Source organism: Paenibacillus alba (assembly GCF_013204855.1).
GTDB lineage: Bacteria > Bacillota > Bacilli > Paenibacillales > NBRC-103111 > Paenibacillus_E > Paenibacillus_E alba.
The window spans coordinates 1-13668 of the sequence record NZ_JABMKZ010000074.1 but is presented as its reverse complement, the minus strand read 5'-3'; the positions used below and the strand labels follow the sequence as shown (position 1 = coordinate 13668).

The window sequence follows — 13668 nt, the reverse complement described above, 5'->3', positions numbered from 1 at the left end:
CCGGTGTATCTTCCGCTGTATCTTCCGCCGTATAAACCAAAATACTTCCTTCACTGTGTACAGTAACTTCTTCATTGCCCTCATTGGGACTATAGATCTCGTATTGGATCTCCCCATTATCTTGCAGATTCAGTCTGGTATGGATTTCCACAGCCGCTTCCGCTACTACAACAGGTGCAGCCCACATGACATTTTTGATGTGAACGACTGCTTCCGTCCCTGACAAACAAGCTCCCCGTACCGCGGCCTCCCGGGCCATTTCAAGGTATGCAGCGCCCGGCAATATCCGTTTCCCTTTTATCACATGATCCGACAAATAAAATTCTTCTCCCGTAAACCGCGAGCGATATTTCACTTCCCGTAGGTCCGATATATTCTCATGCAGCAACGGATGCAGCTCGTCTACCTGTACAGGATTGGTCCCCGGAATGACCGCGCTTTTCCCTTCCCCCATCGGCACCCAATAACGTTCTCTTGCAAAGGGGTATGTGGGAAGACTGATCCGTCTCGCTTTTTGGACCTCGTAGAGTTTGCTCCACTCTACCTGTCCCCCCTTTACCCAGAACTCTGCCATACTCCTTAAATCTATCTGATCAGAATTCAAGATGTTCTCATAGTCATATTTTTTTTCGTTCAAATTACTTTCATATTGCCAAACATTTGTTAGTACATCATTAACCGGTAAATTATTAGAAAATAAATTTAAAGCATGAATTAAATCATGCTTAGAATCAGTTATATACGCAAAACGGTATTGCATCATCTCTCGGCCGATTTGTAACGTACAAGCGATATCTATCAAATCCAATTGTTCATGCTCTGTTATATATGTTTTCAGCCTTCGAGCATATTCTTTTAATTGCTCTTCAGTTTTTGCAGATAATACAAACAATGCCCTATCATTTTTCACGATAATCGGAGTGTCGCTATCGGCATTATGGTTATATTCTTCTATAACCATATGAGAGTTTGTTCCACTAAAGCCAAATGAACTTACACATGCCCGTCTTGGGAGAGAACCATCATGATTTTCCCAAGGCAATAGTTTAGTATTAACATAAAATGGACTATCATTTAATATGATATGTTCATTGAGATTTTCATAATTAATTGTAGGTGGTAACTTACGATATTTCATAGCAAGTAACACTTTAATTACGCCAGCTACACCGGCAGCTGCTTGTAAGTGTCCAATATTACTTTTAACAGAGCCTAATGCGCAGTAATGCTTTTTATCGGTGAATAACTGGAATGATCCTTTTAGTGCTTCTACCTCAATAGGATCACCCAATTTGGTACCCGTTCCGTGGGCTTCCACCATGGAAATCGACTCCGGATTGATTTGAAATTTTTCGTAAACTTCTTTCTCAAGATTTAATTGTGAGATTGCGCTTGGAGCAGTTATCCCATTGGTCTTTCCATCTTGATTTATCCCCCACCCACGGATTACTCCATAAATGCGGTCACCATCATTTATTGCGTCTGAAAGGCGTTTCAATAAGACGACCCCAACACCTTCACCTGGCACAAAGCCATTCGCTCGGTTATCAAAAGTGTAACAATGTCCGTCCTTGGAAAGCATACCTGCTTTACTTGTCATTATATGTATAGCTGGGCCTGTCGTAATGGATACCCCTCCAGCTAATGCCATGTCACTAGTCTTTAAAACGAGACTATTGCAAGCTTCGGCAATGGCGACTAAGGAAGAAGAACAAGCCGTATCAATCGACATTGAAGGACCTTTAAGGTTTAACAAGTATGATATTCGTGCACTAAGAATAGAAGTGGCATTCCCTATAAGTCCAAGAGCATCATACCCGTTTTCTCCAATTAGCGATCCATAATCACCGGCCGAGCATCCTGCAAAAACCCCACAACGAGCACCAGATAATTTCGAAATATTGATCCCGGCATCTTCAAAACAACTCCAACAACTCTCTAAGAACAAACGTTGTTGTGGATCCATTAACTCTGCTTCAGCTGGTGATATGTTAAAAAACATCGCATCAAACTTATCGATGTTATCTAAGTAACCCATCCATTTAGAAGTCGTTTTTCCGGGAACTCTGGGATCTGGATCATAATATTGGTTAACAGACCATCTTGATTCAGGAATTTCAGATACACAATTTCTGCCTTCAGCTATATTATTCCAATAGTCGTCTAAGCTTTCCGATAGGGGAAACTTTCCTGACATGCCAATAATGGCAATTCCAGTCCAATCGCTATCCGATGAATTTACATTTGTATCATGCTGCATAACCTTGTTATAAAAGCTCCTTTTCTCTATCATCTCACTCGTTTTGTACATTAACAATTCAGCAATTTTATCTACATTCCGATTTCTCCAATGCTCATATGGGGTACCTTTTACCCATAAATTAAATGCCCCCATAGCAGGACCACAATATATTTTGAAGTTATCTATTTCCGAAACCTCACCACGCAAGGTTAACTGATTACAATATGCGAAATACCATTTAAAAATTAGAGCCATCTTTGTTCGCGGGTTTTCCGCAGCTTCTTGAAGTTCGATTGGGTTCTTTTCTTTTTTATATTCGCAAATCAAATCCCAAACATCAGAAAACGATCTCTTGAAATATTTGGATTCAATTTCAGTTCTAACTTGTTTTGGAATTTCATCAATCGAATCATAATGCATAAACAACTCATGTAATTTATTCGCTCTCGCATAAAATTTTGTATACTTTTTTACAACTTGCACTTTTGCTCCGATTTCAAACATATCGCCAGCAACCGTTATCGCAGTATCATGAATGGATACTTTATTTAGGATATCCTTCACTGCATCGTGCGCACCGCTCTCTATAGTGCATTGATTAATTGAACCGGTGAAAACAAAATCCGCTCCCAGCATGAACGCAGCAGCAATTGCCTCGGGAGTTCCTATTCCACCACCACATCCGATTAATATTTCATCTTGATACTGATATTTACTTCTCAACTCCTCTCTTAATGCAATCACCGAAGGAATTAACGGAAATACTACGCCCTGATCGGTGTGTCCTCCAGAATCTGCCTCGATTGCTAGATCATCTGCCATGGGGATTATCTGTGCTATTTTTTTCTCTTCCTCATTTATTAATCCATTTTCAAACAAGGAATTAACCATCTCTGCTGGAGGTGGTGATAAAAATAAACGCGCTATTTCCATACGCGAGCATTTCCCAATGATCCTTCTGGGGTATCTGATTTTATTTCCTTCACAGGTCAGGCCCTTGACCCGGCAATAGACCAAAGGTAATGTGATTGATGAATAAGCAGATGCCTCGATTACAGGCACGTTATAGTTGACAAATAATTCTGCATGTTTAAATTCTTCCTTCGGACTGTTTATATTTGAAATCATACACATACCGTAAGGGTCACTAAATTTAAGCTGAACGGCTAAACTCTTGATGTGATCTTCTAATTTAGCCGCATGTAAGCCAGCGCTTCCAAAAAAACTTAATTGCCTCGACTTGGCCATCTTTATAACTAAGCTTTCGGATGATACCCCACTATACATAGAGCCTGCATAATAATTCCACTTACAGTTATATCGTTCTTGAAATATCGGATTTCCTAGTTGATCTGGTTTTAAATTTCCGATATCGAAAGGAAGTTGCTTGCTTTTTTTATCTGCTGTATCTCTCAGTGTATTCATTAATCCATACGCTTCAGAGGTTTGATTTTGTTTATACCCGCTTTTTAAGTTTTTTAATTGTTCCTCCGCATCTTCTATACTTACTCTTCCTTCCTGGAGCGCATATAAGATATCACTGTAATCCATACTTATCCCTCTTTTTAATATGACATTTTACGTAAACCCAAATCTCTTTAGTTTCCAAATAATTCATTGATCCTTAGCTTTACCTCGTCTTGATGGAATGTTTTCTCATGCATGATTACTTCCTGCTCAATTACTAAAGGTAGCTCTTTTCTGATATTTGCAACCAAATGTTCTTTTAGCGTGATTAGGGAATACCTTGGTTTTTCAGCAATTTCTCGAGCTAAATCATAAGCATAATTCATAACCTCTTGTCTTGGCATGACTGGGAAGGGAACTCCTCTTCTTTCCAGTTCAGATCCTCGATAATTACACGCACCAATCAACATTTCATGGCCCAAACTAAATCCTAATTTTTTTGGCAATATATATGTTGCTCCCATTCCAGGCGTAAAACCATATTTCATAAAGTTTGTAGTATACACGCTTTCACGGCTTAAAATAATAAAGTCAGCAAAAAGACCCATGGCAAAACCACCGCCAATGCCATGACCTTGCATTGCGGAAATCACTGGAATATCACATTCCAAAGCCAGACTATAAAGCCCTCCGACTGTAAAATTATTCTTTCGCTCATGTATAGATAACAAGCTTTCTTTAGTGCCCCCTGATGCAAAATAATTATCATATCCGGTTAGTATAACTACATTATAATTTACATTTTCCTTTATAGATTCAAATGCATGGATTAAACCTTTAATGAGTTCAATTGAGAACGTGTTTTTATTTATTTTGTCTTGCATAGTTATTTGAACAATCCCTGGTCCAACCTCTCGTAAATCTACCACTGGTTGCAAGATGAAAAACCTCCTTTTTTATATCATGACTATTACTTTTCATCTTCCCATGGCAAAAGCCCCTTTTCAATATATCGCTTAATCTTCTCTAAGTTACCGTTCTCTGAGAAGCTGCCACGATTAGCTGTTAGAGCCTTGGGCTTTAATGTATTAAGTAAATCATATAATGCGCTAGTGTATCTCTTGTACCTCATAATCCCACTTTTAGGTATATATTTTAACCGTAATAAATGTTTTCTTAGCATTTTTTCACTATGACTATCATACACATCTACTAAACTCCAGATGTGTGCTTGTTGAACTGTAATTGGGTGTGTCATTAGAGTCATGTAATTGGCTTTTTGAAATCCTACTCTTCTAATCAAAAAAGGTAACACGTAGGCCGGTAATAGACCAAATAGGAGTTCGGATAAGCTGAAAAGAGCCGTTTCATTTGCAATAACAATATCGCAAGCAGCTACAAAGCCAACTCCTCCCGCATTAACTTTTCCTTGGATATGTGCTATGGTAATGTACGGTTTTGAGGCCAGGTTAAGCCATAATTGGTATAGGGCCTCTGGATTCTTAATATTACCTCCCCCTTGAAAGTCGGCACCAAAACAAAAATAATCAGAGGACCCTTCGATCACAACTATAGTTACTTCGTTTTCGTACTTATTTAATGCATAGTGGAATTCATCAATTAATTGATCCGTAATCGTGTTTTTATAGTAATTTCGATTAAATTTAATGAAACAAATATTCTTCCGGTAACGAACCTCGATGCTTTGAAACTCCATGATAACCACCTGTTTTCTCTATCGAAATCTTCTTATCCAAACATACTGTTTTTCATTAGTGTGTTTTTGACTCGTATACCTTCTAAGACTTTTCAATTGTTCTAAAATTGCTAGAAAACCATTGTAAAACATTTTTTTCGACTATTTCACATGTCTTTTGCATTAACAATTCAGCAATTTTATCCACATTCCGATTTCTCCAATGCTCATATGGGGTACCTTTAACCCATAAATTAAATGCCCCCATGGCAGGACCACAATATATTTTGAAGTTATCTATTTCCGAAACCTCACCACGCAAGGTTAACTGATTACAATATGCGAAATACCATTTAAAAATTAGAGCCATCTTTGTTCGCGGGTTTTCCGCAGCTTTTTTTAGTTCATTAGGATTCTTTTCTTTTTTATATTCGCAAATCAAATCCCAAGCATCAGAAAAAGACCTTTTGAAATATTTGGATTCAATCTCAGTTCTAACTTGTTGTGGAATATCTTCAATTGAGTTGTACTGCATAAATAGTTGATATAATTTATTCGCTCTCGCATGAAATTTTGTATACTTTTTTACAACTTGCACTTTTGCCCCGATTTCAAACATATCGCCAGCAACCGTTATCGCAGTATCATGAATGGATACTTTATTTAGGATATCCTTCACTGCATCGTGCGCACCGCTCTCTACAGTGCATTGATTAATTGAACCGGTGAAAACAAAATCCGCTCCCAGCATGAACGCAGCAGCAATTGCCTCGGGAGTTCCTATTCCACCACCACATCCGATTAATATTTCATCTTGATACTGATATTTACTTCTCAACTCCTCTCTTAATGCAATCACCGAAGGAATTAACGGAAATACTACGCCCTGATCGGTGTGTCCTCCAGAATCTGCCTCGATTGCTAGATCATCTGCCATGGGGATTATCTGTGCTATTTTTTTCTCTTCCTCATTTATTAATCCAATTTCGAACAAGGAATTAACCATCTCTGCTGGAGGTGGTGATAAAAATAAACGCGCTATTTCCATACGCGAGCATTTCCCAATGATCCTTCTGGGGTATCTGATTTTATTTCCTTCACGGGTCAGGCCCTTGAGCCGGCAATAGACCAAAGGTAATGTGATTGATGAATAAGCAGATGCCTCGATTACAGGCACGTTATAGTTGACAAATAATTCTGCGTGTTTAAATTCTCCCTTGGGACTATTTATATTTGAAATCATACACATACCGTAAGGGTCACTAGGTTTAAGCTGAGCGGTTATACTCTTGATGTGATCTTCTAATTTAGCTGCATGTAAGCCAGCGCTTCCAAAAAAACTTAATTGCCTCGACTTGGCCATCTTTATAACTAAGCTTTCAGATGATACCCCACTATACATAGAGCCTGCACAATAATTCCACTTACAGTTATATCGCTCTTGAAATATCGGATTTCCTAGTTGGTTAGGCAAAAATGAATATTGCAGTTTAGGTTCACCTATATTTTTTTCTTCCCATTCACGTAAACTAAATTCTCTTTCCTGTACTAACAAGCGATTACTCTTCTTTACATCATCTTGAAAGATTATTTTCTCTAGCAAAATCCCTTCTTGCTCAAATACTAAGGGCAGCTCTTTTTTAATACTTGAAACTAAGTGTTCCTTTAGTGTGATTAGGGAGACCCTTGGTATTTCGGCAATTTGTCGTGCCAATTTATATGCATAATTCATGACCTCTTGTCTTGGTAAAACCGGAAAGGGAATCCTCCTCATTTCTAGATCCGCCCCTCGATAAGCCCCCCCCCCGATCAATAGTTCCTGGGCTAGACCAATGCCCAATTTCTTGGGTAATAGATAACTTGCCCCCCACGCCGGAATGAAGCCCTCTTTCATACTACTCGTTGTATAAGTACTTTCGCGACTTAGGATTATAAAGTCGGCAAGCAGGCCCATTGTGAAACCATCACCAATACCATGACCCTGCATCGCAGCAATAATTGGAATATCGCAATCCAATGCAAGGCATTTAAACCATGCTGCAATGATATTATTTTTGTCATTATAACCAGCAGATAAGAAACTCTCTTCGGTGCTTACGGACGCAAAGTAATCTTCATAACCAGTTAAAATAACTACTTTATATTTCGTATTTCCTTTTATTGTTTCAAATGATTGGAATAAATCTTTAATTAATTCTGTAGATAATGTATTCTTGTGCAATATGTCTTGCATTCTTATCTGGACGATTCCCTGTTCTATCTCACACAAATCTACCACAGACATCAAACAAACACCTCACGCTCTAAGCTTTTGGGTGACCGGTAATCGTAACTAAATATAATTGGAATGAGTTAAATGTTATTCAACCTCCCACGGAAAAAGACCCTTTTCAATAAACCGATTAAGAAGTTCAAGATTACCCGAATCAGAAAACACTTCTTGATTAGCTTTGATAGCCAATGGTTTGCACTTATGTAATGCATCATATAATTCAGTTGAGTATCCTTTATATCTTTGAACTCCAGTTTTGGACAGATGTTTTAAACGAAGTAAATGTTTCCTTAATAGAATAGCGCTTTGACTCTCATATGCATCCACTAAATTCCAGATGTGTGCTTGTTGAACTGTAATTGGGTGTGTCATTAAGGTCATGTAGTTAGCTTTTTGAAATCCTACTCTTCTAATCAAAAAAGGTAATACGCAAGCCGGCAGTAGACCAAATATGAGTTCAGATAAACTGAAAAGAGCCGTTTCATTTGAAATAACAATATCGCAGGCGGCGACAAAACCAATACCACCAGCATTAACTCTTCCTTGGACATGAGCAATCGTAATGTATGGTCCTGATGCAATTCTAAGCCACAATTCATATAATGGCTCAGGGTTTTTAATACTGGACTCTACCCCTTTAAAATCTGCACCAAAGCAAAAATATTCCGACGATCCTCCAATTACCACGACCGTCACATCTTTTTCACACATCTGTAAGACATGGGAGAATTCCTCAATCAATTGATCTGTTATCGTATTTTTATCTTGATTTCGATTAAACATGATGAAACAGATTGGATTTTGGAAACGAACTTCTAGGGTTTGAAACTCCATTATAACCACCTGTATTCGCGATGAAATTCATGAATTCTTTCTAAAATCAAGTGTTGTTTTCCCTCAATCGAACGAATTACATCTGAGAACATATTCGTATCTATAACCACATTTCTTGTACCAAATTTAATAAAAATATTATCCCGAAGCAAGGTATCATACTGATGCATGGATAATTTAAAGCGCTCGTTCAGCCTATTTGTTATTCTAAATTGTCGTTGATATTCTTGCCCTTGGCTCGTTGCGACGCCACTATAAAATTCCGAGCAACAGCCAGAACCATAGGAATAACACCCAATTCTCTTGGGAGTTTTGAAATCACCGTTATCGATTATACTCGCTAATGAAACCAAAGAGGTTGCTCCCATCACATTCCCAACACGTTGACAATAGGTTAAGCCAGGCACGACACGTGCTTTGAAGTCTTCCTCGATTTCTTGAGGCTTTGCTCTATACAATTTTCTCATCATATTACGATGGGCCCCTTTTATCATGCCGCCAAAAGGAGTGTGGAAAGCTAAATATTGAAATGTGTCTTTATAATCTACATCTGCTACCCTTTTTTGATACTCGTAGAACGACTGCTCATAACAATCTAAATACGATGATAAAGATAAGTCAGAATCTCCAGCTTCAATATCAGGAGCAGGCCGACAGGTATCCATTACCTCATATCCATAATACCCGTTTGCCCCCACATCAATTTGAAATACATACGGTTTTTCACTCACTAAAACTGCCACAGCTCCAGCACCCGCTGTAGGTTCTGCAAAGGACCAATCAGCACTCAACACTTCTCCCGCTTCTGCAGCAATAAATCTTGTAATGTCTGTTGCCACTACTAACGCCTTTGCACCTGGTGATGATTGAGAAAGAATGAAATTGATAGCTGTTTGCAATCCCGCTGTCCCTGAGTAACATGCTTGTTTAATCTCGAACAGTCTACAATTTCTATTTAACCCCAAATAATGATGAATGTAGGTACTTATCGACTTTCCAAAATCCACGCCCGATTCGGTACAAGTAATCAACATTTCTATTCGATCTTTTTCAGCTTGAGTAAGTGCATCTACAATAGGTTTAGCAGCGTTAACCCCATAAGTAATTGGGTCTTCGAACGGAAGAGCAACTGCCTTTTCTGTCACTAACAAATTTTCAAATCGGGCCGTATCCAAATTACGGTGCTTTGCTAATTCAAGTACATCCAGATATGTTGTACCGCCAAAAACGTTCATTGCTTCAATTCCAACTTGAACCATGTTTATCCCTCCGAAATATTATTGAAGATTTTCTAGACACAGTGCTGTATTCACACCACCAAAACCCATGCTTAAACAAATAGCCGTTTGAATATTCGTTGAGATTGATTTGTCCCTAATCCAATTCAAGCTATTATCTATTGGGTTTATTAAGTTTCTTGAAGGGTGGAGCGTTGATTTTCCCATTTGTAAAACAGTTGCAATAATTTCTACAGCACCTGCCGCACTTAATCCATGCCCAATAATTGATTTTGTTGTATTGATATAAGCATTTGAAAACTTAAAATCTTTAATTGCTTTTAATTCAATTTCGTCTCCTATTAGAGACCCGGTCCCGTGAGGCTTAATATAATCTATCTGATCTGGAGTAAGCCGGCCTAATTCCAATGCTTGTTTTATCACTCTTTTCTCTCCCTCATAAGAAGGATTAGGGTTTCGATTACCATCCCCTCCCACAGCCCATCCCTTGATTTTTGCATATGGGGTAACATTACGTTTTTTGGCGCTAACAGCCTTTTCGATTACGATTACACCACAAGATTCTCCAAAAATAAATCCATCTCTATCCAAATCAAATGGACGGCATGCCTTATCTGGATCTCCCCTATATTTATCTGATCCCATTGCTCCTAACGATCGTAATGCCTGACATTCCAAGTAAGAGAGATCCATTAGAGCACCCATGACAATACAAATGTCCACTTGTCCTGAAATAATCGCTTGAATGGCTTGTATCACTGCCAATTGACCACTTGCAGAGGCACCGCCTATAGTAAATGCCATCCCTCGTATTCCAAATTCCTCAGTACAAAGTCCACATAAATCACTATCCATAAAAGAAAATCCGTAAGTTGGTGTGATGTAATCTGGTTGTTGACCATATTTATCGTATAGATTTAGCATTTCCCGTTGCTGAAAGTTGGACCCCCCGACTATCAAACCGATACGATCAGGCTCCGCCTCATATAATCTTGCTTCGGACCATGCTTCATGCAATGTAACCAAACCAACTTGACTTGATAATGAAGCCGTTCGAATAGCCCGCTTTGACGAGAAACTATCCACGGAACGTAAATTATTAATTTCTGCTCCAATAAATGAAGTACCATTCTGCCGGCCTGGGCGCTTCATAATGCCAAAAGATGTTTGCCCTTTTATTAGGGCAGAGAAAAAATCATTTTTTCCCTGTCCTATCGCAGAAGTAATTCCAAGGCCCGTTATAACAACATCAGATTCATCATAATTTGCCATAGATCACCTCAGCTAGTCCCCCAATATTTTTGGCTGTTGCCAAATCTACCCGTGGAATTTTTAACGATACGGCCTCTAATGTTAAGGTAATAATCTCTGAACGATCTATTGAATTTGCTCCTAAGTCACTCAATCTATCACTTGGTACAAATGCATGATCCTCTAATTCTGGAATTACCTCTATCGTATGTTTTACAATTAAGCTAAAAATATCTTCTTTTAGCATTGTTTACTCCTCCTCTAATCTACTAAAGATGATTTGATTTGCTTCTTCAATACTCATTTTTTTATGCTGTACTTGCTTCAGTGCTTCTCGAATTGATAATGACGGGTTATTACCGACACACTCTTTCTCATTTTTTTTACTCAATTCTTTTTCTAAATACATGCTAAGCTCTCGAATCGTAGGATAGTCATATACCTTGGTCACAGGTATGGATATTCCATACTTTTTGTTCAAAGCTCTCACCCATTCCACACCAATAATCGAGTCCAGCCCCATATCAATAAACCTTTTTTCCTGATCAATTTCGTTTTGTGATAGGTATAATGATTCAGCAAGGCTTTGTAACAGATCATCCTGCAATTCAGATAATGAAATGCTGGTGTTTTTTGATTTTTTATCAATCAAAACTGTGGATGATGAAGTTAACTCTGTATCATTATTGAACTGAATTGAACTATTATCTTTTTTAGATTTCATCACCTCCCTCATTAAGTATCCGGAGAATTCAGTAATGGTTGGATAATCGTAAACCTTGGTTACTGGAATTGAAGTTCCATACTTTTTGTTGATTGATCTCACCAATTCAACACCTAAGATAGAGTCAAGCCCCATCTCGATAAATTTCTTGTTGCTATCCATATCGCTTGGATTCATTTGTAATACTTCTCCCAAAGTTACAATTACTTCCTCAGTGATTATTTCCTCGGCAATCAAGTCCGTCGAATCATCTTTTTGATACAATGGAGTTGGAGTGTCATTATTTATAAGTGTGTAAAATTCGACAGGAGAACTATTTGATTCTGCTGATTTAGAAATAACGTCTTGAGCATCCATGCTTTTTAATTCATTCAACTTAATGCCACTTGGTTTATTGATTTTATTAATATAAACAAATTCAACTTCCGAATTTGGCTGAAGCAAAGGACGGATAACCGTACTCTGACCTTGATGTAAAGGAGCATCTCCCCTACCTTTTTCCTTTCTCTCCACCCAATACTTCTCTTTCGAGAACGGGTACGTCGGCAGGTTGATCTGATTGGACCTTGGGTTCGCAAACATCATGCTCCAATCCATTTCGTATCCCATGCAATAGAATTCTGCCAGCGCGTACAGTGTCTCTCTATATTTCTGGCTATCTCCAACCTCCGACCGGCTTCGGGTAAGCAGCTCTTGAGCGAGTACCTGAGTCGTCCTTTGCCCCTTAAAGGTCCGATCTACTTTTCCCTCAAACAAGTACGGCCCTTTTTCTTTATTGCTCCCTTGATTCAGTGCAGTTATTGTTGTTTCCACATCTTGCACGATGGCTGCAAAGCGGTACTGAAAATGCCGTCTGCCTTCCAACAGTGTGTAACTAATACCTGCCAAATCCTTCGTTGTGATTTCTTTTCTTGTCATCATTTCTCGTAGCTCATTTATTTTTTCTTGTAAGCCCTGTTGCGTCTTCGCTGATAGAGCTATCAAATAACTTGGGAATGTTTCTTCCCCCACCTCCGTTTCATCGGAGGGATAACTCTTTATTACCATGTGGGCATTCGTTCCGCTCATCCCAAATGAATTTATTGCTCCGACTCTCCGCTGCTCCCTCTCTTCCTGCCAAGGTTTATTGGCTTTGTTCACATAAAAAGGGCTGTCCTTCCACGAAATATAGCTGTTTTCTTTTTCGCAATGCAGGCTCGCCGGAATTATCTCGTACCGTAGAGCCTGCACTAAGGAGATCAGGCTTACCAATCCGGAAGCCGCCAGCGTATGGCCAAAATTCGTCTTTGTTGAAGTCAGGGCACAATATCTTTGTTTTTCGGTGCAGCCTCTGAAGGCTTCGTTCAAAGCATTGATTTCAACCGGGTCTCCTAATTTTGTTCCCGTTCCATGGGTAACAATATACTCGATTTCCTCCGGATTAACTTGATACTGTTCGTATATGTCTTTGATCAGATTGCTTTGGGATACTCCGTTTGGTGCTGTAATCCCATTGGTCTTTCCATCGTAGTTCACCCCGCTGCCCTGAATTACAGCATAGATCCGATCCCCATCCGCCTCCGCTTTGGACAACCGCTTTAATACCACTACGGCAACTGCCTCTCCTGGCACCATCCCGTTCGCACGCTCATCAAAGGTATAGCATTTGCCATCCTTCGACAGCATCCCTGCCTGACTTAAACCTATGAATGATTCAGGAGAACTTATTAAGTTAACCCCCGCTGCAATAGCGGTATCACATTCGCCGTTTCTTAAGCTTTGACAAGCTTGATGTGCCGCCACCAACCCTGAGGAGCACGCGGTATTGATCGCCATATTCGGCCCGCTTAGGTTCAGGAAATACGATAATCTTGCTGCCAAGATAGCATTATGATTGGAGGTAACCCCTCCCTCACCATTTACAAGAAGTTGGTAGTCTCCTTCTTCGACCCCTACATACATCCCGATGCGGTTGTTTGCAATCTGTTTTTTCCCATATCCGGCATCTTCCAATGCATTCCATGA

The 13668-nt window shown here is 39.2% G+C and carries 8 protein-coding genes and 2 pseudogenes; all 10 read right to left on the bottom strand.

The features are described 5' to 3' along the window. On the bottom strand, positions 1 to 3793 hold a 3793-nt coding region (locus HQN90_RS39195), incomplete at its 3' end, for a PfaD family polyunsaturated fatty acid/polyketide biosynthesis protein (protein WP_246363032.1). 47 nt (positions 3794 to 3840) lie between these two features. Next, positions 3841 to 4590, bottom strand: coding sequence for a polyketide synthase (locus tag HQN90_RS37650; protein ID WP_173227941.1), 750 nt, complete (start codon positions 4588 to 4590; stop codon positions 3841 to 3843). 29 nt (positions 4591 to 4619) lie between these two features. Then, the gene (locus HQN90_RS37645) at positions 4620 to 5366 is read right to left on the bottom strand and encodes an enoyl-CoA hydratase/isomerase (protein ID WP_173227940.1); all 747 of its coding nucleotides are present in this window, start codon (positions 5364 to 5366) and stop codon (positions 4620 to 4622) included. 82 nt (positions 5367 to 5448) lie between these two features. Further along, positions 5449 to 6801, bottom strand: a pseudogene (locus tag HQN90_RS39190) (PfaD family polyunsaturated fatty acid/polyketide biosynthesis protein); the annotation flags it as partial. An 87-nt stretch (positions 6802 to 6888) separates the two neighbouring features. Beyond that, a pseudogene (locus HQN90_RS39185) lies at positions 6889 to 7629 on the bottom strand (polyketide synthase); the annotation flags it as partial. A gap of 75 nt (positions 7630 to 7704) precedes the next feature. Further along, the gene (locus HQN90_RS37635) at positions 7705 to 8451 is read right to left on the bottom strand and encodes an enoyl-CoA hydratase/isomerase (protein ID WP_173227938.1); all 747 of its coding nucleotides are present in this window, start codon (positions 8449 to 8451) and stop codon (positions 7705 to 7707) included. Beyond that, positions 8451 to 9710 carry a hydroxymethylglutaryl-CoA synthase family protein gene (locus HQN90_RS37630; protein ID WP_173227937.1) on the bottom strand — a complete coding sequence of 420 codons (1260 nt, stop codon included), beginning with the start codon at positions 9708 to 9710 and terminating at the stop codon, positions 8451 to 8453. The genes HQN90_RS37635 and HQN90_RS37630 overlap by 1 nt, the downstream gene beginning before the upstream one ends. Before the next feature lie 18 nt (positions 9711 to 9728). Next, positions 9729 to 10961: a beta-ketoacyl synthase N-terminal-like domain-containing protein gene (locus tag HQN90_RS37625; protein ID WP_173227936.1), complete on the bottom strand. Its 1233-nt coding sequence runs from the start codon at positions 10959 to 10961 to the stop codon at positions 9729 to 9731. Continuing rightward, the gene (locus tag HQN90_RS37620; protein ID WP_173227935.1) at positions 10948 to 11187 is read right to left on the bottom strand and encodes an acyl carrier protein; all 240 of its coding nucleotides are present in this window, start codon (positions 11185 to 11187) and stop codon (positions 10948 to 10950) included. The genes HQN90_RS37625 and HQN90_RS37620 overlap by 14 nt, the downstream gene beginning before the upstream one ends. 3 nt (positions 11188 to 11190) lie before the next feature. Next, the coding region (locus tag HQN90_RS37615) for a beta-ketoacyl synthase N-terminal-like domain-containing protein (RefSeq protein ID WP_246363031.1) at positions 11191 to 13668 on the bottom strand (2478 nt) is incomplete at its 5' end.

Excerpts from the sequence above, each read along its gene's own strand:
- HQN90_RS37625 (WP_173227936.1), bottom strand. The coding sequence starts at position 10,961 with ATGGCAAATTATGATGAATCTGATGTTGTTATAACGGGCCTTGGAATT.
- HQN90_RS37645 (WP_173227940.1), bottom strand. The coding sequence starts at position 5,366 with ATGGAGTTTCAAAGCATCGAGGTTCGTTACCGGAAGAATATTTGTTTC.
- HQN90_RS37630 (WP_173227937.1), bottom strand. The coding sequence starts at position 9,710 with ATGGTTCAAGTTGGAATTGAAGCAATGAACGTTTTTGGCGGTACAACA.
- HQN90_RS37620 (WP_173227935.1), bottom strand. The coding sequence starts at position 11,187 with ATGCTAAAAGAAGATATTTTTAGCTTAATTGTAAAACATACGATAGAG.
- HQN90_RS37635 (WP_173227938.1), bottom strand. The coding sequence starts at position 8,451 with ATGGAGTTTCAAACCCTAGAAGTTCGTTTCCAAAATCCAATCTGTTTC.